Genomic DNA, 22,929 nt, shown 5'->3' on the forward strand with positions numbered 1-22,929 from the left:
ATGCCTACATGGCGTTGATGATGCGCGCCTCGTCCGCGTCCAGTTTCGCCTTCATCGATTCATTCAGCGCCTTGAGCCAGGCCAGGTATTCCGGCTGGTTCTTGTCGATCGCCAGGCCGATTGGCGTCGCCATCTCGGTCGAGTCCTGGCAGTTGTTGCCATCCGGCAATGCCTTCAGGCCCTTGACCTTGCGGTTGAGCGCCTGCCATGGCACGCGGTTGATCGGCGTGACGTCGGCGCGCCTGGCCATGATCTCCTCGACCGGCGCGGCCGTGCCCGCGGTGGAAACGCCGCGCAGCTTGGCATTGGGAAAGCGCTTCTTGACCCAGTTCTCCTCTCCGCCGCCGGTGAAGTAGGCGACCGTCACGTCCGGGCTGTTGAACTCGTCGATCGACTTGGCGTTGGCCACCTTGGGGTTGTCGGCACGGCCGAACACACACAAGGCGGTGCGCGAATAGGTCACGAAGTCGACCACCTTCAGGCGCTCCGGCGTGACGGACAGTGGAGAGATCGTCATGTCGGCCTGGTTCGACGCGAGCACCGGCACCTTGGTCTCGTGCGAGACCGGTACGGGTTGCAGTTTCACGCCCAACTGTTTGGCTGCTTCCACAGCCAGCAGCCACGCCGGGCCGGCCCATGCGTCGCCGGAGCCGGTCGTGTTCTCGACCAGCCACGGCGGATTCGAGAGCACGGCGGCACGCAGCACGCCGGACTTCTTGATCGCGTCGATGCGCGCGCTCGTGCCGGGCGCCGGGACGGCCTGCGCCGCGGCCTGGCACGCCAAGGTGGCGAGCAGCGCGCCTGCGATCAAGGTCCTGATGGGTGGGATCATCTCTGGTCTCCTGTTGTTCGAGCCCCGGCGCTCCGGGATTGGGGAAGTGCCTGCGCGAGCGTCAGGCGGGCGTGACGACCATACAAGTGGCGCGGCAATCCGGCGAATCTGGTAAACCACTAGAACCCGTTGGTCACCGAGGCGGCCTCTGGTTTCGCACGCCATGCGAGGAGCGGAACGACAGGCCGCATACGCGATTCAGGTCGCCCCGACTTCCTCGCCAAAGTCCAGCAGCACCTTGCAGCTGTAGCGCGGATTCTTCTCCGCGATGTCGAAGGCGCCGGCCACGTCGCGGAAGTCCACCTTGTGGCTGATGATGCGGCCCGGGTCGACGAGGCCGCGCTCGATCCAGTCGATGACGGTCGGGAACATCGCGCAGTTCAGCCGCGAGGCGTAGAGCGTGAGTTCCTTCTTCGTCAACTCCTGCTGCGGAATGGCGGACGGCGAAGCGGAGAAGCCCAGGATGCCGATGCGACCGGCGGGCGCGGCGATGCGCACGGCCTCCTCCAGGATCGACGGGTGGCAGACGGCGTCGTAGGTCAGGGTCGGGCCGCCTTCCACGCCGCGTTTCGCCAACGCTTCCTGCAGCGGTTCGCGCGATGTGTTGATGATCTCGTCCTCGCCCGCGCCGCAGCTCAATGCCAGCGCGAGCCGCTCGTCGAAGTGGTCCGTGATGAAGGCGCGAATGCCGTACACGCGCTTGAGCACCTGCATCAGGTTCAGCCCCACCGGCCCGGCGCCATAGATCAGCGCCACGTCGCTCGGGAACACGCCGGTGCGCCCCGTCACGTTGGCCGCAACGGCAAAGGGCTCGATCACCGAGGCGCTTGCATGCGCCAGGCCCTTCGGCACTACGTAGGCATTCCTGGCCGGCGCGCAGGCATATTCGCTGAAGCCGCCGTCGCGATGCACGCCGATCACCTGCAGCCGGCTGCAGACGTTCTGCCGGCCGATGAGGCATGCATGGCATTGACCGCAACTGATGACCGGGTCGACCACCACGGTCTCTCCGATGCGCGATGCGCTGACGCCTTCACCCACCGATTCGATGCGGCCGACGAACTCGTGGCCGATCACGCGCGGGTAGGAGACGAAGGGGTTGTGCCCGTGGAAGATGTGCAGGTCGGAGCCGCAGATGCCGGCAAAGCGCACGCGTACGCGCACTTCGCCGGCTTGTGGCTCAGGCATGGGCCGCTCTTGCACGGCCATGTGGTTGGGTTGGTCGACGACGACGCTAAGCATGTTGAATTCCTTGGGTTGGGAGAGGAGGCGCGGTGCGCCTCACCAGTTCCACATCGAGCCGTCGGCGAGCCGGGCCACCGGCAGGTAGGCGCGCTCGTACGGGTACTTCGCGGCCAGTTCCTCGTTGATGTCGACGCCCAGGCCGGGCACTTCGTCCATGACCAGGTAGCCGTCTTCGTAGCGATAGTTGTGGGGGAATACTTCGTCGGTGAGCGGCGAATGCGGCATCAGTTCCTGGATGCCGAAGTTGGGCGCCCACATGCCGAAGTTCACCGCGGCGGCCATGCACACCGGCGACAGATCCGTTGCGCCATGGAAGCCCGTGCGCACCTGGTACATCGCTGCGAAGTCCGCGATGCGACGCACGTGCGTGATGCCGCCCGCATGCACGATGGTCGAGCGGATGTAGTCCACCAGTTGCTCGCTGATCAGGTCCTTGCAGTCCCAGATCGAGTTGAACACTTCACCGATGGCCAGCGGCGTGGTCGTGTGCTGGCGGATGAGGCGGAAGGCCTCCTGGTTCTCCGCAGGCGTCGCGTCCTCGATCCAGAACAGGCTGTAGGGCTCCAGTTCCTTGCCGAGCCGGCCGGCCTCGATCGGCGTGAGCCGGTGGTGCGCATCGTGCAGCAGGTGCGGTCCGAAGCCGACCGCCTCGCGCACCTTGCGGAACAGCTCGGGGGTGTGGCGCAGGTAGAGCGAGGTGTCCCACGGCTCCTCGGGCGGCAGGCCCTTCTCGGCCGGCTCGTAGTGGCCCTTGGTCTTGCCGACGCCATAGGTCTTGGCCAGCCCCGGCACGCCGGACTGCACGCGGATCGCCTTGTAGCCTTCCTCGATGTGATTCTGCACGGCGTCGATGGCTTCTTCATGGTCGCGGCCGTTGGCATGGCCGTACACCATGAGGCCGTTGCGGCTCTTGCCGCCGAGCAACTGGTACACCGGCATGCCGGCGAGCTTGCCCTTGATGTCCCACAGCGCCATGTCGATGGCGGCGATGGCGGTCATCGTCACCGGGCCGCGCCGCCAGTAGGCGCCACGGTACATGTACTGCCAGATGTCCTCGATATTGCGCGGGTCGCGGCCGATGAGGCAGGGGACCAGGTGGTCCTCGAGGTAGGACTTGACCGAGAGTTCGCGGCCGTTGAGCGTGGCATCGCCGAGCCCGACCACGCCTTCGTCGGTGACGATCTTCACCGTCACGAAATTGCGGCCGGGGCAGGTCACGATGATCGTGATGCGTTCGATTTTCAAGTGAGACTCCAGGAAGAAGATGAGGGACGCTTCAGAGGAAGCCGACCGAGAACCAGGGCACGAAGACAAGCAACAGGAGCGCGATGAACAGCGCCGCCATGTGCGGCCAGACGCGCGGCATCGCCACGTCCGGCGACACGCGGCCGATGGCGCATGCGGCATAGAAACCCACGCCGAAAGGCGGCGCGAACAGGCCCAGGCCCATCGCGAAGATCACGACCATCGCGTAGTGCACTTCACTGACGCCGACCATCCTGGCGATCGGGAACAGCAGCGGCCCGAACAGCACGATCGCCGGGATGCCTTCCAGCAGGCTGCCGAGCACGACGAAGGCGAGCGCCGACACCAGCAGGAAGCCCATCTTTCCGCCCGGCACGGCCGTCATGATCTTGACCAGGTCCTGCGCGAAGCCCGACTGCGTCAGCGCCCAGGCCATCGCCGTCGCGCAGCCGACGATCAGCAGGATCGCACCCGACAGCGACGCCGTGTCGAGCAGCATCGGATAGATCCGCTTCCAGTCGAACTGCCGGTAGATGAACAGGCCCGCGAGCACCGTGTAGAAGATGCCGATGGTCGACACCTCGGTAGCCGTGGCCACGCCTTCCACCACCGCCGTGCGGATGATCACCGGCAGGAGCAGTGCGGGCAGCGCCACCATCAGCAGTTTGCCGATCTCCTTGCGCGAGGCCTTGGTGACGCCGGTCATGTCTTCGCGGCGCGTCTGCCACCAGACGACGAAGGCCATCAGCAACAGGCCCACCACGGCAGGCATCAGGCCGCCGACGAAGAGCGAAGTGATGGACACGCCCGTCACCGACCCCACCGTGATCAGCACAATGCTCGGCGGAATGGTCTCCGACATGGCGCCCGAGGCGGACAGCAGCCCGATCAGGTCGCCGTCCTTGCTGCCGCGCTTCTTCATCTCCGGGAACAGGGCCGGCGCCACCGCCGCCATGTCGGCCGCCTTGGCGCCCGAGATGCCGGAGACGATGTACATCGCGCCCAGCAGCACATACTGCAGGCCGCCGCGCACATGGCCGATCAGGCTCACGAGGAAGTTGATCATGGCGCGCGCCAGCCCCGTCATCTCGATCAGCGAACCGAGGAACACGAACAGCGGCACCGCCAGCAGGATCAGGTGCGACATGCCCTCCTGCATTCGGTTGGGCATGATCGACATCGGTGTCGTCGTCGAGAAGGCCAGGTACGACATCGTGGCCAAGCCGAAGGCGAACGCGATCGGCACGCCGATCACGATGCAGCCGACCAGCATCACCAGGAAGAAGATCACCAGGTTGAGATTGCCCAGGCTTGCCAGCGCTGGCGACAGCAGCCACAGCGCACCGCCACCCACGGCGACCGCGATGCCGCACACGGCGATCTGCTTCCATGGCGACTGCTCGACGAGACGCGTCACCGCGGTCACCAGCATGAGGATCGCGCCGGCGAACACGGCGCCCGCGCGCCAGCCTTCGCTGATGCCGAGCACCGGTGTCGACACCTCGATTTCCTCGTGCCAGTGCTCCCAGGCCGGCCCGATGAACATGGCCAGGAACGCCACGACCAGGCACATGCCCAGTGCGTCGGTCCAGGCGCGCCGTTCGGGCGACAGGTCCTTGACGAAAGTCGTGAGGTGCATGTGGGCGGTGCGCCGCAACGCAATGCACGAGCCGAGCATCGCGAGCCACAGGAACAGGATGCTCGCGAGTTCGTCGGTCCAGGTGAGCGGCTCATGCAGCGCATAGCGCGCAAAGGCGCCGCCACCGAGGATGAGGACTTCAGCCACCACGATGGCGGCGGCCGGGACCTCGGTGATCCAGGCCAGCAAGCGGTCGAACCAGCGTGTGCTGGTGTCCGGCACGATGTCGAGGGGGTCGATGGTGGACTGCATGGCGCAGGTCCTCAGGCGAGCTTGCCCGAATACTTCTCCAGCTTGGCCCACACCTCGTCGCCGTACTTTCCCTTCCACTCGGTGTAGAAGCCGGCGCTCTTGAGCATCTCGCGGAACGGCGCGGCATCGGGCTTGTTGAAGGTCACGCCAAGCTTGGTCAACTGCGCCTGCGCATCGGTGTTGAGCTTTGCGATGTCGGCACGCTGCTTGAGCGCCGCCGCATTAAGGTTCTTCGCCAGCGACTCCTGCACTTCCTTGGGCAGGGCCTGCAGCTTCTTCGCGTTGCCGAAGATGAAGTGGCCGTCCCAGGTGTGGGCCGTCAGCGAGCAGAACTTCTGGACCTCGTAGAGCTTGGCGCTCTGGATCAGCGCAAGCGGGTTCTCCTGGCCGTCCACCACCTTGGTCTGCAGCGACGAATACAACTCGCCGAAGGGGATCGCCGTGGGCGAGGCGCCGAGGGCCTTGAACATCGAGATCCACAGCGGGATGCCCGGCACGCGGATCTTGAAACCCTTGAGGTCGGCCGGCGTTGCGATGGCCTTGCTGGCCGATGTGATGTTCCGATAGCCGTTGTCGAGGCACTTGTCGAAGGCGTAGAGGTTGACCTTGGCCAGCGCGCTGCGCACGTACGCACCCAGGTCGCCGTCCATTGCGGCCCAGACCGCGTCGTAGTCCTTGAAGGCGAAGGCCACACCGTTGATGCCGGCCGTGGGCACCAGCGTCTGCAGGTTGGTGCCGGCCGTCGACATGATGTCGATGGCGCCGGCGCGCGTCTGCGAAATCATGTCGGGCTCGCTGCCGAGCTGGCTGGTCGGGTAGACCTGCAGGTCGACCTTGCCGCCGGTGTCCTTGCTGATGGCCTCGGCCGCCTCCTTGATGCGCAGCGTGCCCGGATGGTCGGCGGGGAAGGCCGTGCCGTACTTGAGCTTGATCTCGCCCGCGGCGAAGGCGAAGCGGGGCAGCGATGCGGCGACGCCGGCAGCGGCGAGCGTGGTGGCGAACTGGCGGCGTGTGGGCGCGAAAGTCATGGCTATGTCTCCGTTGGGTCTTGTGAATGGACGAATGTGCGGGTTCAGGGGGCGAGCAGCGTCTTCATGCCGCCTTGACGCAAGGTGCTCAGGTGAAGCGCCAGGCGTTCGACGAAGGCGTGCGGCCAGGGCTGCGCGCCGAACACGGGGCCGTGCGCCAACGCGGCGTGGGCCGCATCGACGTCGTTGCCGGTTTGTCGCAAGAGCGATGCGAGGGCCTCCGCGCCCGGGTCGCTGATGACCAACGCGGCGCCGCTGTCGCTGCGGCCCGTGGCCAGGTAGTGAAGCCAGCTTGCCAATGCGCGCTCGAGCAACGGGCGTTCGACGCCGGCCGCCAGGCTCTCGCGCAGGGCGGGCAGCCAGCGCACCGGAATCTTCTGCGTGCCATCCATCGCGATCTGCTGCGTGCGGTGTTGCAGCGTGGGATTCTCGAAGCGCTTGAGCAGGTCGTGGCAATAGGAGGTCACGTCGTAGCCCGATGGCGCGGCCACCGTGGCGCGCAGGTCTTCCAGCATCAGGCGGCGCGCGAAGGCGCCGACGAGCGGGTCCGCCATCGCGTCGGCCACCGTCTCCATTCCGCACAGCTGGCCTGCATAGGCGAGAGCGGAGTGCGTGCCGTTCAGCAGGCGCAGCTTCATCGCCTGGTAAGGGCGCACGTCGCTGGTCAGCAAGGCGCCGGCGTCTTCCCATGCGGGGCGAGGGCTTGCGAAGCGGTCTTCGATCACCCATTGCGTGAAGGGCTCGCAGACGATCGCCGCCTCGTCGCGCAGGCCGAGCCGCGCTGCCGCCCAGTCGAGCGAAGCGGGTGTCGCCGCAGGCACGATGCGGTCGACCATGCTGTTGGGGCAGCCGATCTCCGTCTCGATGCGGCGCGCGAGCTTCGGGTCGAACTGGCCGGCGTATTGCACCAGCAGCTTGCGCAGGGTGTCGCCGTTGCCGGCCATGTTGTCGCAGCAGACCAGGGTCAGGGGCGAACTGTCGGGGCGCAGGCGGATGCCGGCGGCGAGCACGCCGAGCGTGGTGCGTGGCGCCTCTGGATGCGCGATGTCGTGACGGACATCCGCGTCGTCCATGTCGAGGTCGGCGCTCGCCGGGTTCTGGCTATAGCCCTTCTCGGTCACCGTGCTGCTGACGATGGAGACGGACGGATCGGCGATGGCCGCGATGACCCGCGCCAGGTCGCGCGGTGCGAAGAGGGCGCCGCGCAGCGAAGCGACCACACGCGTGCGGGCCTCGTCGCCGTGCCGCTCGGTCACCGAATACAGGTTGTCCTGCGCCGTCAGGACATCAGGCACGCGCGGGTCGCGCAGGCTGACGCCGAGGATGCCCCAGCGCAGGTCGCCTTCTGAAATCACCTTTTCGGTGTACAGGGCCTGGTGCGCACGATGAAAGGCGCCGAGGCCCAGGTGCACGATGCCTGTCTGCAGGCGCGTTCGATCGTAGTTCGGCTGGGTGACCGAAGCGTTGGCGGCGCGCAGATGGTCCGATGACAGATGCAATTGATCGAGGACGCTCGTTGTCATGCTTGTTCCTGTTACCGCACTACCATGGTAGTAAATGTGGTGCAACGAAGTCTAGGATGCGAATGTCGTCTCGCAATACCGGGAAAACCCCATGCAAGTGGCTTTTGTTTTGTGTACTACCATGGCGGAAACCTCGTTTAAAGGAACAGCCATCGCCACGTCCGACCGCGTGCCCGTCAAGGGGCGAAAGACCGCCGAACCGTCGCCCGCAGAGGGTCCGCTGGTCACTGCGCTTGCCGGCTTCCGCCTCGATCCCGCGCGCTCCTACACGGCGCAGGTGCATGACCAGCTGCTGCAGGCCATCGTGCGCGGTACCTTGCCTCCGCGCACCGCGTTGTCTGAGGCCACGATCTCCAAGCTGATCGACGTCAGCCGGACGCCCGTGCGGGAGGCGCTGGCGCAACTGGCCGACGAGCAGATGGTCCTGATCTATCGCCAGGTGGGCACCATCGTCGCGCCAGTGCGCACGCAATTGTTGGAAGAGGGGCGGTTCGTGCGCAGCACGCTGGAGTGCGCCAGCCACGTGCAACTGGTGCAGACGATCACGCCTTCACAGCTGGAAGAGTTCGGACAGATCGTCCAGCGGCAACGAAGCGCCGTGTCGAGCGGAGAGATCGATCGATTCTCCGAACTCGACGAGTTGATGCATCGCCGCCTGTTCGAATTTGCCGGGCGAGGACACGTCTGGGAGATGCTGGAGCCCATCAAGCGCCAGTTCGACCGTGTGCGCTGGCTGCTGCTGGGCCACGTGGCGGGCCATGCCGAACGCGCGCTGCAGGAGCACGAGCAAATGCTGGCGCAGATGGCGTCGCGCGACGTCGCGGGACTTGGCGCCAGCGTGTCCTCCCACATCAATCACATCAGCGGGCACCTGGCCGCGTTGCGCGAGCAGGCGCCGGAAAGCTACTTTTCGGATTGAGTGAGAAGCGCGCGGGGCGCGATCGCAGGCAAGCTCTTCAGCTCGGCCGGCAGCTGGCTGGCCACCTCAGCTTCGCTTGCTGCGGCCGGTCGTGCCGTCGACGCGTTTCAAACCGGAAAAGATAGGGCCTTCCACAGCACCGGGCATGGCCAGGGGCATGTAGGCAATGGTCTCCGCCTCTTTCGGATCGAGACCGAAACCCACCAGCACGCTGCGCAGGATGTGTTCCGGATGGTGCTTCTGTGTCGGCTCGGTGAGCATGGTCTCGATGCCGTAGAAGATCGAGCCCAGCACGATGTCGCGCGCGACCGTCACGCTGTCGACCTGGATCCGCTTGCTTTTGCGCGCGGCCTCGAGGTCGCGCGTGAGGTAGAGGTCGATGAGCTGGCCGCGCGTGGCGATGCGGGTGCCAACGCGGGTGATGAAGCCGCCCCACAGCGGGTAGCGCACGGCCATCTGCATGTAGAGGCGCGTGCCGCATGCGACGCGTGCGACAGGGTCTTCAAGTTGCAGGACGAGCGGGTCGACGATCCGCAGCACCTCGTCGCTCATGGCTGCCGCCAGTTCGAGCAGCAACTCGTTCGTCGTCTTGAAGTGGTTGTAGAAGGTGCCGCGCGAAACCCCGGCCGCGGCGATGAAGTCGTCGATGACGGCGACGTCCGGTCCCTTCTCCGAGAACACGGACAGCGCGCTCTCGAGCAGGCGCAGTTTCGTCTTCTCGCGCCGCTGCGCGCCGACCCGCACACGGTGATCTTCGGGGGCTGTTTCTGCTTGCTTCATTGCCATGGCTGTCGAGGGTACACGATGGGTTTCGACCGGACTCGGGCAATGGCGCTCAGGGAAACCACCTACCATTTTCTCTGGTTTGTCATATTGATGTTTTTGTCAGTTCGACTAAAGTTCGTTTTAGACAAACAGTCCAAATCAACCACTCAAGAGGCACACCCATGAAGCTGCTACGTCACGGCCCCGCAGGGGCAGAAAAACCGGGCGCACTCGACGCCAACGGCAAGATCCGCGACCTGTCCCTGCTGATCCCCGACTTCACGCCGGAGTGGATGTCGCCGGCCAAGCTGCAGGCGCTCACCGCCATCGACCTGTCGAAGCTGCCGCTGGTGCCGGAAGGCACGCGGCTCGGGGCGCCGGTCGCGGGCGTGCGCCAGTTCGTCGCCATCGGCCTCAACTACCGCAAGCATGCGGAGGAGTCGGGCCTGGAGATCCCCAAGGAGCCGGTGGTGTTCACCAAGGCACTGACCTCGCTGGCCGGCCCCGACGACGACGTCGAGCTTCCCGAGGGCTCGGTTGCCGGCGATTGGGAAATCGAGCTTGGCTTCGTCATCGGCACGCAGTGCAGGAAGGTGCCGGTGGCCGATGCGCTGAAGCACGTGGCCGGCTACTGCCTGGCCAACGACGTGTCGGAGCGCGACTGGCAGATCAAGCGCAACGGCCAGTGGGGCAAGGGCAAGAGCTTCGACGGCTTCGGCCCGATCGGTCCGTGGCTGGTGACCACCGATGAGCTGCCTGACCCGCAGAACATTCCGCTCGAACTGGCTGTCAACGGTGAAGTGAAGCAGCAGAGCAACACGGCCGACATGATCTTTCCGGTGGCGGAAGTGGTGTCCTACCTGAGCCAGTTCATGACCCTGCTGCCCGGCGACGTGGTCATCACCGGCACCCCGCAGGGCGTCGGCTTGGGCATGAAGCCAAGCCCGCAGTTCCTGAAGCGCGGCGACGTCATGACGCTGAGCGCGGGCGTGCTGGGCACGCAGCGTCAACGGGTCATCTGACCGTCCGCCCCAGCCGCTGAACCCTTTCAAGAAAAGGCCGCGTTGCACGAAATGCAGCGCGCCGCAGGCGGAGCTTTGCCCGCGCCAAAAGTCAACAAGGAGACAACGAATGACTGCAACGACAAGCCATCACGACGACAAGGACTTCCTGGCGGTGCACTCCGTCGACGAGTTCGTCTACAGCGTGCCGGACCTGGAACAGGCGCGCCACTTCTACACGGCCTTCGGACTCGATGTGCGCGACGAAGGCGACGCGCTGGCGCTCTACACCTTCGGCCATCCGCACCGCTGGGCCCGCGCGTTGAAGGGCGGCGACGCCAAGCGGCTGGAATGGGTCAGCCTGGGGATCCACGCAAGAGACGAGGCGCGCTTCCAGCAACACCTGGCGGCCAGGGGCATCCCGGCCATTGCGCCGCCTGCGCGTGCCGATGCAGGCGGCATCTGGATCGAAGGGCCGGACGCGATGCCGCTGCAATTGCGTGTCGCCGAAAAGTCGTCGCCGTCGCAACCGGCACCGCGCGAGTTCCCGCCGGAGAACGCCAACGCCGGCCGGTCGCCAAGTCGCAGCAAGGCCAAGGCGGCGCGGCCGTTGTACCTCTCCCACATCCTGCTGTTCAGCGCCAACGTCGATGCGGCGCGCGCCTTCTACGAAGACGTGCTGGGCCTGCGCCTCTCCGACAAGTCGGGCTCGGTCATCGCCTTCCTGCACACGCCGCATGGCAGCGACCACCACCTGATCGCACTGGCGCTGTCGAACGGTGGCGGACTGCATCACAGCAGTTGGTGCGTGCCGTCCATCGACGAGGTCGGCCAGGGCACGCAACAGATGGCAGAGGCTGGCTACGAGAAGGGCTGGGGCGTCGGCCGCCACGTGCTCGGCTCCAACTACTTCCGCTACGTGCGCGACCCGTGGGGCAGCTATGCGGAGTATTCGTTCGACATCGACTTTGTCGAGCCCGGCAACACCTGGCCCGCCGCCGACCACCCTGGCGAGGACTCGCTCTACGTCTGGGGCCCATCGCTTCCCGAGGATTTCATCGTCAACCACGAACTGGCCGCGCGCTGAGCCGCACCGCCGCAAGGAGACTCGTCATGAACAGCAGCAACATTCCCTTCTACGACGTCGTGCAGATCGGCTACGGCCCAGTCAGCGAGATCATGGCCCTGTCGCTCGCGCGGCAAGGCCATAAGGTAGCTATCTTCGAACGCTGGCGCGAGCGCTATGCACTGCCGCGTGCGGTGTGCATCGACCATGAGCTGTACAGGGTGCTTTCGGCGCTGGGCATGAGCGAGCAATTGCCCGCCGTGAGCCATGCCGGCCCGCACTACAAGTGGTTCAACGCCGAGTGGAAGGAACTGCTCTCGATCGACTGGCAATCCGAATCGATCTCAGGCGGCCCCGAGGTGAACTTCGTGCACCAGCCGACGCTGGAGAAGATGTTCGAGGAAGTCGTGCAGGCGCGCCCCGAAGTCACGCTCAACCTGGGCTGGGAAGCCATCGAGGCGACGCAGACGGCGGACTATGCGCAGCTCGTGGTGCGCGACACCGAATCAGGTGAAACGCGCACCGTGCGCTGCAAGTACTTGATCGGCGCCGACGGTGCCAACAGCCTGGTGCGCCAGGCCATCGGCTCGACCCAGGAAGACCGCGGCTTCGAAGCCGACTGGCTCGTGATCGACGTGCTGCCGAACGAAGGCGTCACCCTCGACATCCCGCCGGCCGCCCAGTACTGCAACCCGGTCCGCCCGACCACCATCGTGCCGGCCGGCGTCAAGGACGGCCGCTACTTCCGCCGCTGGGAGTTCATGCGCCTGCCGCACGAGACGGCCGCCGAGCTGGAACACGAACACGTTGCCTGGGACCTGCTCGAACCGTGGGTCAGGCGCGACCAAGCCACCATCGTGCGGCACAAGGTCTACACCTTCCGCTCGCTGCTGGCCAACACCTGGCGCAAGGGCCGCATGCTGATCGCCGGCGACGCCGCGCACGTGATGCCGCCCTTCATGGGCCAGGGCATGTGCGCCGGCCTGCGCGACGACTGGAACCTCGCGTGGAAGCTCGACCTGATCCTGAAGGGCAGGGCTGACGATTCGCTGCTCGACACCTACCAGCCCGAGCGCCGCCCGCATGTGAGCGACGTGATCGACCTGTCGATGTTCCTCGGCAAGATCATCTGCATCCCCGACCCCGCAGCGGCCGCCGAGCGCGACCGCGCCTTCTTCGCTGGCGAAGTGCCGCCGCCACCGCCGTTCCCGAGCCTGACCGACGGCATCCTGCGCCGGGGCCAGGACGGCGCGGTGCAGTCGCCGGCCGGCTTGCTGTGCCCGCACGGCATCGTGCGCTCGGGCAGCCGCACCGGTCGCTTCGACGACGTCGTCGGGCTGGGCTTCGTGCTGGTGTCGCGCAATGCTGGCGCGCTGTCGCGACTCGGCGCGTCGCAGCGGGTTTTCCTGGATGCGCTCGGCGCGCATCGCGTCACGGTCGCGGCACGGGACACCGCCGGCGCACTGACGGATGTGGACGCGAAGTTCATCCCCTGGATGGAACGCCATGGCGTCGAGACGATGCTGGTGCGGCCCGACTTCTACCTCTACGGCGCCGCCGTCGATGCGTCCGACCTCGACGCGCTGGTCGACGACCTCGCGGCCGACCTGCAGCTCCATGGCGTGAAGATCGCTTCCGCACAAGAACCGCAAGCGCTCGCCGCCTGAGCAAGCACGAAGACAACTGGAGACAAGCACCATGAACATCCACACCGCCGCCCACCCGGGCGTCCTGCCGACCTCATCACGCCGGGACGTCAGCTATGAATGGAAAGCCGTTGCGTTGCTGTGCCTGGGCTTCGGCCTGGTCGGCATCGACCGCTTCATGATCCTGCCGCTGTTCCCGGTCATCGCGAAAGACCTGGGGTTGAACTACCAGCAACTCGGCCAGGTGACCGGCGTGCTGGCCATTGCCTGGGGCGTGGCTGCGCTGTTCATGGGCAACCTGTCGGACCGCCTCGGGCATCGCAAGGTGATCATTCCCGCGATCATCGTGTTCTCGCTGTTGGCCGGCTTCAGCGGGCTCGCGACCGGCGTGATGAGCCTGATGTTCATCCGTGCGTTGATCGGCTTTGCGGAGGGCGCGTACACGCCGTCGAGCATCGTCGCGACGCTGGATGCGTCGAAGCCTTCGCGGCAGGGCATGAACATCGGCATCCAGCAGGCGGCGCTGCCGCTGTTCGGGTTGGGCATCGCGCCGATCCTGGTGACGCAACTGCTCAAGGTGGTCGAATGGCACTGGATCTTCGCGATGGTGTCGATCCCGGGGCTTCTCATTGCGTACCTGCTGTATCGCACGCTGCGCAACACGCCGGCTGCCGTCGCCGCGACGCACACGTCGACGCATGACGCATTGCCGCACAAGTGGTCCGACGTGTTCCGGTATCGCAACGTACCGCTCAACATGATCGGCATGCTGTGCTGGCTGACGAACCTGGTCGTGTTGAGCGCGCTGCTGCCCAGCTACCTCATCGACTACCTGCACCTGTCGCTGGAGCAGATGGGGCTGGTGCTTTCGGCGATCGGCTTCGGCGGCACGATGGGCACGCTGGTGATGCCTGCGCTGTCGGACCGCATCGGCCGCAAGCCGGTGATGATCATCTCGGTCATCGGCGCGGGCATCGGACTGTACTTCCTCATGCACACCGGTGCGCAGCCCTATGGCCTGTTCGCATGGTTGTTCGTCACGCTGTTCTTCATCTTCAGCATGATCTGCCTGACGGTCGGCCCGCTGAGTGCCGAGTCGGTGCCGGCGAAGCTGATGTCTACGGCGTCGGGCATCGTGGTGGGGACGGGCGAGATCTTCGGGGGTGGCATTGCGCCGGTGATCGCGGGCTATGTGGCCCAGCACTTCGGCATTCAATACATCATGCATCTGGCAGCCGTGGCATTGGTGATCGGGTTCTTCGTGGCGCTGTCGCTCAAGGAAACCGCGCCTGGAAAGGCCTGACGCGCCCCCCGGTTTCGCTTCACTCTGCCACCCGACCGGGCCAACACCAGCGGCCGGGCAAAGCACCCAACTAAATCGATGGTTCAAATGAACAGCCTCTCCCTCGCCCGTCGCGCCCTCGGCGCGCTCGCCTTCGCATGCGCCGCTGTCACTGCGCAAGCCGCACCCCTCAACGTCACGCTGCTCGGCACCGGCAGTCCCGTGCCCAGCAACGTGCGCTTCAGCCAGTCGATCCTGGTCGAAGCCGGCAAGGAGAAGCTGGTGTTCGACCTCGGGCGCGGCGTCAGCATCCGGCTCGCGCAACTGAACATCCCGTTCAAGGACGTCACGGCCAGCTTCATCACACACTTTCATTCGGATCACCTGGTGGGTTTGCCCGACCTGTGGTTGACCGGCTGGCTGCCCACGCCCTTCGGTTCGCGTACCACGCCGATGGTCATCTACGGACCCAAAGGCACCGAGGCCATGACCCGGAACCTCACGGCCGCCTTTGCCGAGGACATCCGGACGCGCATCGCCGACGAGAAGCTGCCGCCGGCGGGCATCGCCTTCGACGCCCACGACATCGGGGCGGGCGTGGTCTACGAGCGCAACGGCGTCAAGGTCACCGCCTTTGCTACACATCATGGCGACCTCATCGAACACAACTTCGGCTACAGGATCGAGTACGAGGGCAAGAAGGTCGTGATCTCCAGCGACACCACCTACGACGAGCGCATCGCTGCCCAGGCCAAGGGCGCGGACCTGCTGATCCATGAGGTGGCGGACATCGATCCCGGCCTGTTGAAGGCCTACCCGCGCTTCAAGGAGATCGCGGCACACCACACCACGCCGGAAGAGGCGGGCCGCATCTTCTCGATGGCACGACCCAAGGTGGCCGCTTTCACGCACATCATCGTGTTCAGGGCGAACGCGCCGCTGGACGTGCCGCCGACCGAAGTGCTGGCGCGTACACGAACGACCTACGACGGCCCCCTTGTAATTGGCGAGGACCTGACACGCTTCGAGATCGACGCGGAGGTCAAGGTCTTCGACGCAAAGCGGCAAGCCATCGAACCGATGGCGCCCTGAGTCCCGTCTTCGAGGTAGTTGTGCTTGCCAGGCCGCGGCAGCACAATCGTGCGGAGCGCCAAGCGCGCTCGATGCCAGGGCCGTCGACAGTGCGTGCCTGCCTCGGCCCGCACCGGTAGACGGCACAGCGTGGCGAGGCTGAGTTCGGCGAGCAAAGATCAACGGCTTGGTGATTTCCACCCACCTTGGAAGCACATCACGATGACCACGTTGACTATCAATGGCAAGGCGACCACCGTCGCGGCGCCGGATGACACCCCTTTGCTCTGGGTCTTGCGGGACCATGTCGGCCTGACCGGCACCAAGTTCGGCTGCGGCATGGCACTGTGCGGCGCATGCACCGTGCATCTCAACGGCGCGCCGGTGCGCGCCTGCCAGACGCCGCTGTCCACGGCGGTGGGCAAGAAGATCACGACGATCGAGGGCGTCGGCGCCAGCCAGGCGGGCAAAGCCGTGCAGACCGCGTGGATGAAAGTCGGCGTGGCGCAATGCGGCTACTGCCAGTCGGGCCAGATCATGAGCGCCACTGCGCTGCTGCAGACCAACCCCAGGCCCAGCGACGCCGACATCGACCAGGCCATGAGCGGCAACATCTGCCGCTGTGGCACCTACACCCGGATCCGAGCGGCCATCAAGTCCGCTGCCGGCATGGGAGATGCAGCATGAACGCGCGCCGCCAACCCCATTCGCTTGCCGACTACCTTGCTTCCGGCGCTTCGATGGCTGCGTCGGCGCCCTCGGCGGGCACCAGCCGCCGCCGCTTCCTCCAGGCTGCGCCGTTGACGGGCCTCGTACTGTACGTCGGCCTTCCCGCCATTGGCGCCGCGGCCGATGCGCCCGTGAAGTACGGCGGCGACGGCATGCCGGAAGGCCTGCGCGACAGCCCCAGGATCTTCGTTTCGATCGCGCCTGACGGCACCGTCAGCATCGTCGTCAACCGCTCCGAGATGGGGCAGGGCGTGCGCACCAGCATCCCCAAGATCGTGGCCGATGAGCTGGAGGCCGACTGGAAGCGGGTGCGCGTGGTGCAGGCGCCGGGCGACGAGGCCAAATACGGCAACCAGGACACCGACGGCTCGCGCAGCACGCGCCACTGGTTCGACCCGATGCGCCGGTGCGGTGCGAGTGCCCGCGTGATGCTCGAACAGGCCGCGGCCGCGCAATGGAAGGTGCCGCTCGACTCGGTGCAGGCCAGGAACCACGAAGTCGTGCACAAGCCCAGCGGTCGCAAGCTCGGCTATGGCGCCCTTGCGCTCGCTGCCGCGAAGCTGGATGTGCCGGAACCCGCCTCGGTCAAGCTGAAGGACCCGAGCCAGTACCGCTACATCGGCAAGGAGGACACTTTCCTGACCGACGGGCAGGCGATCGCGACCGGCAAGACCTGGTACGGCATCGACACCCGCCTGCCGGGCATGCTGTACGCGGTGATCGCGCGCCCACCAGTGCTCGGCGGCAAGGTCAAGAGCTTCGATGCCACCGAGGCGATGAAGGTGCCCGGCGTGATCAAGGTCTTTGCGATGGAAGGCACGCCGCCGCCCTCGGAGTTCCAGCCCGTCGGCGGCATCGTCGTGGTCGGCAACGACACCTGGGCCGCGATCAAGGGCCGTCGCATGCTCAAGATCGAATGGGATGACGGCGCGCACGCGAGCTACAACTCGCCCGCTTTCAGGGCCGAACTCGAGCAGGCCGTGCTGAAGACCGGCGGCAAGGAAGTCCGCAACGAAGGCGACACCTACGCTGCGCTGTCCAAGGCGACGAAGAAGATCGAGGCCAACTACTACGTGCCGCATTTCGCGCACGCGTCGATGGAGTGCCCGGCTGCGACTGCACGCATCGTCAATGGCGCCTGCGAGGTCTGGGCCTGCACGCAGTCGCCCCAGGCCGCGCATGACCGCGTCGCGAAACGGCTGGACCTGCCTGCGGACAAGGTCAAAGTCAACGTGACGCTGCTGGGCGGCGGCTTCGGGCGGAAGTCGAAGCAGGACTTCGTGGTCGAGGCCGCCTTGACGTCGAAAGAGATGGGCGGCCAGCCAGTCAAACTCACTTGGACGCGTGAGGACGACTTGCACCACGACTACTTCCACACGGTCTGCGCGCAGCACCTGGAAGCGGGCCTGGACGCCAACGGCAAGGTCACGGCCTGGTTGCACCGCACGGCAGAACCGACGATTGCGTCGATCTTCGCGCCGGACCCGAAGACGCTGGCGCCATTCGAACTGGGGCTGGGCCTGGCCGGTCTGCCGTACGCGATTCCGAACATCCGCATCGAGAACCCCGAGGCGACCGCGCATGCGCGCATTGGCTGGCTGCGTTCAGTCAACAACATCCAGCATGCGTTCGCGTCGCAGTCGTTCATCGCCGAGATTGCGCAGGCGCAGGGCAAGGACCATCGCGACTTGCTGATCGAGTTGCTGGGGCCGAACCGGTTGATCGATCCGACCAAGATCAGCGACGGCTGGAACCATGGCGAGTCGCCCGAGCGCTACCCGATCAACGTGGGCCGGCTGCGCGGGGTGATCGAACGCGCGACGAAGGAAGCGCAATGGGGCCGCAAGATGGGCAACGGCCAGGGGCTGGGCCTCGCGGCGCACTACAGCTTCGTCACCTATGTTGCCGCGGTCGTGGAGGTGAGCGTCGACCCGTCGGGCGACATCCTGATTCCGCGCATCGATGTGGCGGTGGACTGCGGCCCGACGGTCAACCCCGACCGCGTGCGCTCGCAGATCGAGGGCGCTTGCGTGATGGGGCTGAGCCAGGCGGTGGTCAGCGAGATCACCTTCAAGAACGGCCGCGCCGAGCAGGACAACTTCCACCAGTACGAGGTGATGCGCATGAACCTGGCGCCGAAGAAGATCGTCGTGCACATCATGCCCTCGAGCTATGACGTGCCCCTGGGCGGCGTGGGTGAGCCGGGGGTGCCGGTGATCGCGCCGGCGCTGATGAACGCGATCGCGGCAGCGACCGGCAAGCGAATCCGGCAGTTGCCGCTGCGTGCGCAGTTGGCCAACGTGTCCTGAGGCGGGATGATCCAGCAGTTCACCACGTCGTTGATCTTCCAGACGCGCGGTCGTGGGCTGCTGGAGGTCACCCCGGAGGTGGCTGACTGGGTGGCCAAGGCGGGGCTGGCAGAAGGATTGCTGACGGTTTTCGTCAGGCACACCTCGGCGAGCCTGGTGATCCAGGAAAACGCGGACCCTGATGTGCGAGGCGACCTCGATCGATTCTTTGCGCGCCTGGCTCCCGACGGCGATCCGTTGTTCCGTCACCGGGACGAAGGCGCTGACGACATGCCGGCGCATGTGCGTGCGGCGCTGACGGCCGTGCAACTGTCGATTCCGCTATACGGTGGCCGGCTGGCGCTTGGGACCTGGCAAGGCATCTATCTCTGGGAACACCGGACGCGCCCGCATCGGCGGGAACTCGTGCTGCATCTGCTGGGGGCGTAGGCGCGCTCTTCGGCGACAAGCCGCAGACCGCACGCTCAGCGCGCGCGCCTGCGCATGAAGCCCTGGGCCGGCACGATCCAGTCGACGGAATCGCGCATGTGCGCAGGCACCGTGGCGCCGCTGCCGGTGAAGAGCAGTCGCTCTTCGACAAGCAGGAAAGCGAGCGCGTCGGCGTCCTCGGCGTCGACCACCGCACGGATCGTCGTGCCGCCCACCTTCAGCACTTCGTCCGTTGAAGCTTGCAGCGGGCGGGCCTCGGGCCATGCCGCCCGCAGGCCTTCGACTGTCGCCGCATCCAGGCTCCCGCGCGGTCCTGTCGAAAGAATCCAGCGGACCGGCCCGGGTGCTGCACTACGCAGCGCGGCGAAGTGCGCGGATCCCGCGGGCATCGGGTCGATCAGTGCGCAGTCGCCACCCGCCTCGCCGATGAAGTAGCTGTTCAGGCCAGGTGCCGTCGGCGTGCCATCCGCGCTGTCCGTCACGCGCCAGACCTGGGGCGAGAGCCGCATCGCAAGGCCCGCCTCCAGCGCGTAGCGCCCGGTGCATTGGCCGTCTGGATCGACGTGGCCCAATTCCTCGTATGCCGGCTCCTCGATGTTCACTGCCCGCTGGCCTTGCGGGCCTTGTGCGAGTCGCGGCATGTTGAGGGGTATCTGCTGCAGCGAACGCGCATGGGCCAGACAATCCCCGGCACTGCCGAATGCGTCCAGTTGCTGCAGGATGCGACGCGTCACGTTCATCAGCTTGAGACCACGCGCCGGGGCCAGCGCATCGGCTGGCCGCAGCCACATGTGCTCGACGGTTTCGAGACCGTCCTCGCTGACCACCTGCGCTGGCGGCATCAGTGCCGCGAAGAAGCGGGTGTCGAATCGGCGCGGCATGCCGGGCGGCGTGAGCCAATGGGCGAAATAGGCCAGGCGATCGACGGCCAGGCGCCAGCCCCTTTGGTCGCACAGCGCCAGCAGCGCATCCGTGCCTTGCGCCGCGGCATGGCGCATGGCGTCGAGCTCCTGCGCGGGGAGCGCCGCCAGATCGATCGACTTGCCGCTGGCATCGCTCGCGAAGAGCACGCCGGCCTCTTCGAAGCACTCGCGGACGGCGGCGGCGTAGTAGTCGAGCCCGCCCGCGCTCACCGAAAGACGTGCGCTCGCCGTCGTGTCGTCCAGGCCGGTGCAGTGGCCATGCAGGCTGCGGTCGTGCGCGTCGAGCATGCCGCCCGGAAACACGCTGGCGCCGCTGTTCTGGTCGTTGGCTTTTTCAGCGCGGCGCAGGAGCAGGACCTCGAGACCGTCGCGGCCGTCGCGCAGCACGAGGAGCGTGGCTGCGGCGCGTATCGGGCGCGGCGTCGATGGGGTTTGGGGAGCTGGCGAGTTGATGGCGGAGGTTGGGGCTTGCATGAAGTGCCATTGTCGATGCCATCCCGGGCCCGATCCAAGCGGCCCCTGTCGCCGCGGGGCCAACCATGGCCTGTCCCGCGACTTGCATGGACCCGGCATTTTTGGCAACCCTCCTACAAGCAAGCCAGGTTGGCGCCGCTTCAAATCACCTGGGTGAGAATTGCCGCGAGCAACATTTCGTCAGGAGCAACCTCGTGCCGAGCAAACGGATCCTGTGGCTGATCGTCATCCTGTTGGTCGCTGGCTGCGCGGTCGTTGCCGGGTCCGGCTTCGACAAGCTGTTCGGCCCCGCCGACCCGACGCGCTTCGACACGCCGCCTGCCGGGCCCGCATCGGCCTCCTACGCGCAGGTGATCCAGCCCATCCTCGACCGTCGCTGCGTCGTGTGCCATGCCTGCAACGACGCGCCGTGCCAGTTCAAGGCCACGAGTTGGGACGGGCTTGCCCGCGGCGCCAGCAAGACGCCGGTGTATGACGCCACGCGATTGCGCGCCGCGCAGCCCTCGCGCATGTATGTCGATGCCGACAAGACTTCGGAATGGCGTGCGCTCGATTTCTTCGCCGTGTTGAACGAGCACGCGGTCCAGACGCCGGAAGCCAACCGGACAGCCGGGCTCATGCACCGCCTGCTGGCGCTGAAGCAGGCTCACCCAGGGCCCACCGAAGGCGTCGTTGGCGGCGGGCTGGATTTCTCGCTGGAGCGTGCCGCATCGTGCCCGGCCGGCGAGGAAATCGACCGTTACGAGCGCAACACGCCGATGGCCGGGATGCCCTTCGGCCTGCCCGCCCTCAGCACGACCGAGAACGACACGCTGACGCGCTGGCTGGCGGAGGGCGCACCCGCGGTCGCGCCATCCGCACCGACCGCGCTGGCCATGCAACGCGTCGCGCAGTGGGAGCAGTTCCTCAACGGCGATTCGCTCAAGGCGCAGCTGTTCAGCCGCTACGCCTACGAGCACCTGTTCCTCGCGCACCTGTACTTCGACGACGACCCGCAGCGGCAGTTCTTCAAGCTGGTGCGCTCGGCCACGCCGCCGGGCCAGCCGGTGCGTGTCATCGCGAGCCGGCGGCCTGTCGACAGCCCCGGCGTGGACCGCGTCTACTACCGCATGGTCCCCGAGCGCGAGACCATCGTCGCCAAGACGCACATGCCGTATGTGCTGTCGGCGCAGCGCATGGCCCGTTGGCGCGAGATGTTCCTCGATCCGCCTTATGCCGTGACAAGCCTGCCTGGCTACAGCGCGCAGGATGCAGCCAACCCGTTCTCGACCTTCGCGGCGCTGCCGGTGAATGCGCGCTACCGCTTCATGCTCGAGGAGGCGGAGTTCACCATCATGGGCTTCATCAAAGGCCCGGTCTGCCGTGGCCAGATGGCGCTCGACGTGATCCGCGACCGCTTCTGGGTGGTGTTCCTTGCGCCGGATGAACGCTTCGACAAACCGCTGTCCGCAGCACTGGCGCGCGATGCCAACCTGCTGCGACTGCCCACGGGCAGCAGCAACACGGACCTGCTGGTGCCGTGGGTGCAGTACGCCCGCCTGGAAAACAAATACCTCGAGTCCCGGTCCAAACTCCTGACCGGCGTGTTCGAGAAACGGGTGAAGCTTGGCCTCAACCTGGTCTGGGATGGCGACGGCCGCAACGACAACGCGGCGCTCACGATCTTCCGCCACTACGACAGCGCGAGCGTCGTCAAGGGCATGGTGGGCGATACGCCGCGCACCGCCTGGGTCATCGGCTATCCGTTGCTGGAGCGCATCCACTACCTGCTGGTGGCCGATTACGACGTCTACGGCAACGTCGGGCACCAGCTCAACTCGCGGATGTACATGGACTTCCTCCGGATGGAGGGCGAGTTCAACTTCATCGCGCTGCTGCCGCGCGCGCAGCGCATCCCCACGCGCGACGCCTGGTACCGCGGCGACAGCCGGAGCACGCGCGAGCAGGTCTACGGCGGCAAGGGCACCACGCTGCGCTCCGAGAGCGATGTGCGCTACAAGACCTCGGATGCAAGGCGCGAGCTGATGGAACAGATGAAGACGCGGCTCGCGCCGGTGCTGGACACACGCCTCGACCTTGCGCTTAACGCGCCCCCCGCTCTGCGTGCGCCGCTGCGCGACCTCGCCGCCATCAGCGGCACGTCCTTGCAGTGGCTGCCCGAAGTGGCGTTGCTCGTCATCGACACGCCCGACGGCGCAACCAGTACCTTCACGCTGCTGCGCGACACCGGGCATGCCAGCGTCTCGCACCTGGTCGGCGAGAAGCGGGAGCTGCGGCCCGAGGAGGACACCCTCACTGTCGTGCCCGGCATCGTCGGCAGCTATCCGAATGCGTTCTACCGCCTTGATGTCGCGCAGATTCCCGCGCTGGCCGATGCGATACGCCAATTGCGCTCGGAGAGGGACTACACCGTCTTCTCGCAACGCTGGGCCGTACGTCGCACCAATCCGGCGTTCTGGGCCGTCAGCGACGACGTGCTCGCGCGCTATCGCAAGACGCAGCCCCTGGAAGCAGGTGTGCTCGACTACAACCGGCTCGAGAATCGCTGACG

General features: G+C 66.3%; 18 protein-coding genes. 10 read left to right on the forward strand and 8 right to left on the reverse strand.

The window, feature by feature from the left end; translation table 11 throughout:
- Nucleotides 1-4 precede the first annotated feature (4 nt).
- The 6 genes from HCU76_RS02840 to HCU76_RS02865 all read right to left on the reverse strand — a co-directional run bounded on the left by HCU76_RS02840 (nucleotide 5) and on the right by HCU76_RS02865 (nucleotide 7,764).
- Complete coding sequence (locus HCU76_RS02840) at nucleotides 5-832, reverse strand: ABC transporter substrate-binding protein (RefSeq protein ID WP_218508409.1); 828 nt, start codon at nucleotides 830-832, stop codon at nucleotides 5-7.
- Nucleotides 833-1,030: 198 nt separating this feature from the next.
- Entirely contained in the window at nucleotides 1,031-2,074 is a 1,044-nt protein-coding gene (locus HCU76_RS02845) for a Zn-dependent oxidoreductase (RefSeq protein WP_218508410.1), read from the reverse strand.
- A gap of 39 nt (nucleotides 2,075-2,113) precedes the next feature.
- Complete coding sequence (gene manD / locus HCU76_RS02850) at nucleotides 2,114-3,322, reverse strand: D-mannonate dehydratase ManD (protein ID WP_218508411.1); 1,209 nt, start codon at nucleotides 3,320-3,322, stop codon at nucleotides 2,114-2,116.
- A 31-nt stretch (nucleotides 3,323-3,353) separates the two neighbouring features.
- On the reverse strand, nucleotides 3,354-5,213 hold the full coding sequence (locus HCU76_RS02855; RefSeq protein WP_218508412.1) for a TRAP transporter large permease subunit: 1,860 nt from the start codon (nucleotides 5,211-5,213) through the stop codon (nucleotides 3,354-3,356).
- A gap of 11 nt (nucleotides 5,214-5,224) precedes the next feature.
- Nucleotides 5,225-6,241, reverse strand: a complete 1,017-nt coding sequence (locus tag HCU76_RS02860) for a TRAP transporter substrate-binding protein (RefSeq protein WP_213957060.1) — start codon at nucleotides 6,239-6,241, stop codon at nucleotides 5,225-5,227.
- A gap of 44 nt (nucleotides 6,242-6,285) precedes the next feature.
- Entirely contained in the window at nucleotides 6,286-7,764 is a 1,479-nt protein-coding gene (locus tag HCU76_RS02865; protein ID WP_218508413.1) for a mannitol dehydrogenase family protein, read from the reverse strand.
- A 121-nt stretch (nucleotides 7,765-7,885) separates the two neighbouring features.
- On the opposite strand from HCU76_RS02865, the gene HCU76_RS02870 reads away from it, so the two are divergent.
- Entirely contained in the window at nucleotides 7,886-8,683 is a 798-nt protein-coding gene (locus HCU76_RS02870; protein ID WP_213957151.1) for a GntR family transcriptional regulator, read from the forward strand.
- 66 nt (nucleotides 8,684-8,749) lie between these two features.
- On the opposite strand, the gene HCU76_RS02875 is transcribed toward HCU76_RS02870, so the two are convergent.
- Complete coding sequence (locus HCU76_RS02875) at nucleotides 8,750-9,469, reverse strand: TetR/AcrR family transcriptional regulator (RefSeq protein ID WP_256353926.1); 720 nt, start codon at nucleotides 9,467-9,469, stop codon at nucleotides 8,750-8,752.
- A gap of 161 nt (nucleotides 9,470-9,630) precedes the next feature.
- On the opposite strand from HCU76_RS02875, the gene HCU76_RS02880 reads away from it, so the two are divergent.
- The 8 genes from HCU76_RS02880 to HCU76_RS02915 all read left to right on the forward strand — a co-directional run bounded on the left by HCU76_RS02880 (nucleotide 9,631) and on the right by HCU76_RS02915 (nucleotide 18,981).
- Nucleotides 9,631-10,470: a fumarylacetoacetate hydrolase family protein gene (locus HCU76_RS02880; RefSeq protein ID WP_213957057.1), complete on the forward strand. Its 840-nt coding sequence runs from the start codon at nucleotides 9,631-9,633 to the stop codon at nucleotides 10,468-10,470.
- A 109-nt stretch (nucleotides 10,471-10,579) separates the two neighbouring features.
- The gene (locus tag HCU76_RS02885) at nucleotides 10,580-11,536 is read left to right on the forward strand and encodes a VOC family protein (protein WP_213957056.1); all 957 of its coding nucleotides are present in this window, start codon (nucleotides 10,580-10,582) and stop codon (nucleotides 11,534-11,536) included.
- Nucleotides 11,537-11,562: 26 nt separating this feature from the next.
- Nucleotides 11,563-13,182: a bifunctional 3-(3-hydroxy-phenyl)propionate/3-hydroxycinnamic acid hydroxylase gene (locus tag HCU76_RS02890; RefSeq protein WP_213957055.1), complete on the forward strand. Its 1,620-nt coding sequence runs from the start codon at nucleotides 11,563-11,565 to the stop codon at nucleotides 13,180-13,182.
- Nucleotides 13,183-13,213: 31 nt separating this feature from the next.
- Nucleotides 13,214-14,464, forward strand: a complete 1,251-nt coding sequence (locus HCU76_RS02895; RefSeq protein WP_213957054.1) for an MFS transporter — start codon at nucleotides 13,214-13,216, stop codon at nucleotides 14,462-14,464.
- Nucleotides 14,465-14,551: 87 nt separating this feature from the next.
- Nucleotides 14,552-15,535 (forward strand): MBL fold metallo-hydrolase, encoded by a 984-nt coding sequence (locus HCU76_RS02900; protein WP_256353927.1) that lies wholly within the window; start codon nucleotides 14,552-14,554, stop codon nucleotides 15,533-15,535.
- Nucleotides 15,536-15,736: 201 nt separating this feature from the next.
- Nucleotides 15,737-16,201, forward strand: a complete 465-nt coding sequence (locus HCU76_RS02905) for a (2Fe-2S)-binding protein (RefSeq protein WP_213957052.1) — start codon at nucleotides 15,737-15,739, stop codon at nucleotides 16,199-16,201.
- Between the two features lie 53 nt (nucleotides 16,202-16,254).
- Nucleotides 16,255-18,552: a xanthine dehydrogenase family protein molybdopterin-binding subunit gene (locus HCU76_RS02910; RefSeq protein ID WP_213957150.1), complete on the forward strand. Its 2,298-nt coding sequence runs from the start codon at nucleotides 16,255-16,257 to the stop codon at nucleotides 18,550-18,552.
- Nucleotides 18,553-18,561: 9 nt separating this feature from the next.
- Entirely contained in the window at nucleotides 18,562-18,981 is a 420-nt protein-coding gene (locus HCU76_RS02915) for a secondary thiamine-phosphate synthase enzyme YjbQ (RefSeq protein ID WP_371319754.1), read from the forward strand.
- A 35-nt stretch (nucleotides 18,982-19,016) separates the two neighbouring features.
- On the opposite strand, the gene HCU76_RS02920 is transcribed toward HCU76_RS02915, so the two are convergent.
- A complete protein-coding gene (locus HCU76_RS02920; protein WP_213957050.1) occupies nucleotides 19,017-20,378 on the reverse strand; it encodes an NUDIX domain-containing protein in 1,362 nt (453 codons plus the stop codon).
- A 194-nt stretch (nucleotides 20,379-20,572) separates the two neighbouring features.
- Between HCU76_RS02920 and HCU76_RS02925 the strand changes: the two genes are divergently transcribed.
- A complete protein-coding gene (locus tag HCU76_RS02925) occupies nucleotides 20,573-22,927 on the forward strand; it encodes a fatty acid cis/trans isomerase (protein WP_345944725.1) in 2,355 nt (784 codons plus the stop codon).
- The last annotated feature ends 2 nt before the right edge of the window (nucleotides 22,928-22,929 follow it).

Origin of the sequence: Variovorax sp. dw_308 (assembly GCF_019207085.1) — a bacterium.
In the GTDB taxonomy this organism is placed as follows: Bacteria; Pseudomonadota; Gammaproteobacteria; order Burkholderiales; family Burkholderiaceae_C; genus Variovorax.

Excerpts from the sequence above, each read along its gene's own strand:
- HCU76_RS02840 (WP_218508409.1), bottom strand. The coding sequence starts at position 832 with ATGATCCCACCCATCAGGACCTTGATCGCAGGCGCGCTGCTCGCCACC.
- HCU76_RS02845 (WP_218508410.1), bottom strand. The coding sequence starts at position 2,074 with ATGCTTAGCGTCGTCGTCGACCAACCCAACCACATGGCCGTGCAAGAG.
- HCU76_RS02855 (WP_218508412.1), bottom strand. The coding sequence starts at position 5,213 with ATGCAGTCCACCATCGACCCCCTCGACATCGTGCCGGACACCAGCACA.
- HCU76_RS02860 (WP_213957060.1), bottom strand. The coding sequence starts at position 6,241 with ATGACTTTCGCGCCCACACGCCGCCAGTTCGCCACCACGCTCGCCGCT.
- HCU76_RS02865 (WP_218508413.1), bottom strand. The coding sequence starts at position 7,764 with ATGACAACGAGCGTCCTCGATCAATTGCATCTGTCATCGGACCATCTG.
- HCU76_RS02870 (WP_213957151.1), top strand. The coding sequence starts at position 7,886 with ATGGCGGAAACCTCGTTTAAAGGAACAGCCATCGCCACGTCCGACCGC.
- HCU76_RS02875 (WP_256353926.1), bottom strand. The coding sequence starts at position 9,469 with ATGGCAATGAAGCAAGCAGAAACAGCCCCCGAAGATCACCGTGTGCGG.
- HCU76_RS02880 (WP_213957057.1), top strand. The coding sequence starts at position 9,631 with ATGAAGCTGCTACGTCACGGCCCCGCAGGGGCAGAAAAACCGGGCGCA.
- HCU76_RS02885 (WP_213957056.1), top strand. The coding sequence starts at position 10,580 with ATGACTGCAACGACAAGCCATCACGACGACAAGGACTTCCTGGCGGTG.
- HCU76_RS02890 (WP_213957055.1), top strand. The coding sequence starts at position 11,563 with ATGAACAGCAGCAACATTCCCTTCTACGACGTCGTGCAGATCGGCTAC.
- HCU76_RS02895 (WP_213957054.1), top strand. The coding sequence starts at position 13,214 with ATGAACATCCACACCGCCGCCCACCCGGGCGTCCTGCCGACCTCATCA.
- HCU76_RS02900 (WP_256353927.1), top strand. The coding sequence starts at position 14,552 with ATGAACAGCCTCTCCCTCGCCCGTCGCGCCCTCGGCGCGCTCGCCTTC.
- HCU76_RS02905 (WP_213957052.1), top strand. The coding sequence starts at position 15,737 with ATGACCACGTTGACTATCAATGGCAAGGCGACCACCGTCGCGGCGCCG.
- HCU76_RS02910 (WP_213957150.1), top strand. The coding sequence starts at position 16,255 with ATGGCTGCGTCGGCGCCCTCGGCGGGCACCAGCCGCCGCCGCTTCCTC.
- HCU76_RS02920 (WP_213957050.1), bottom strand. The coding sequence starts at position 20,378 with ATGCAAGCCCCAACCTCCGCCATCAACTCGCCAGCTCCCCAAACCCCA.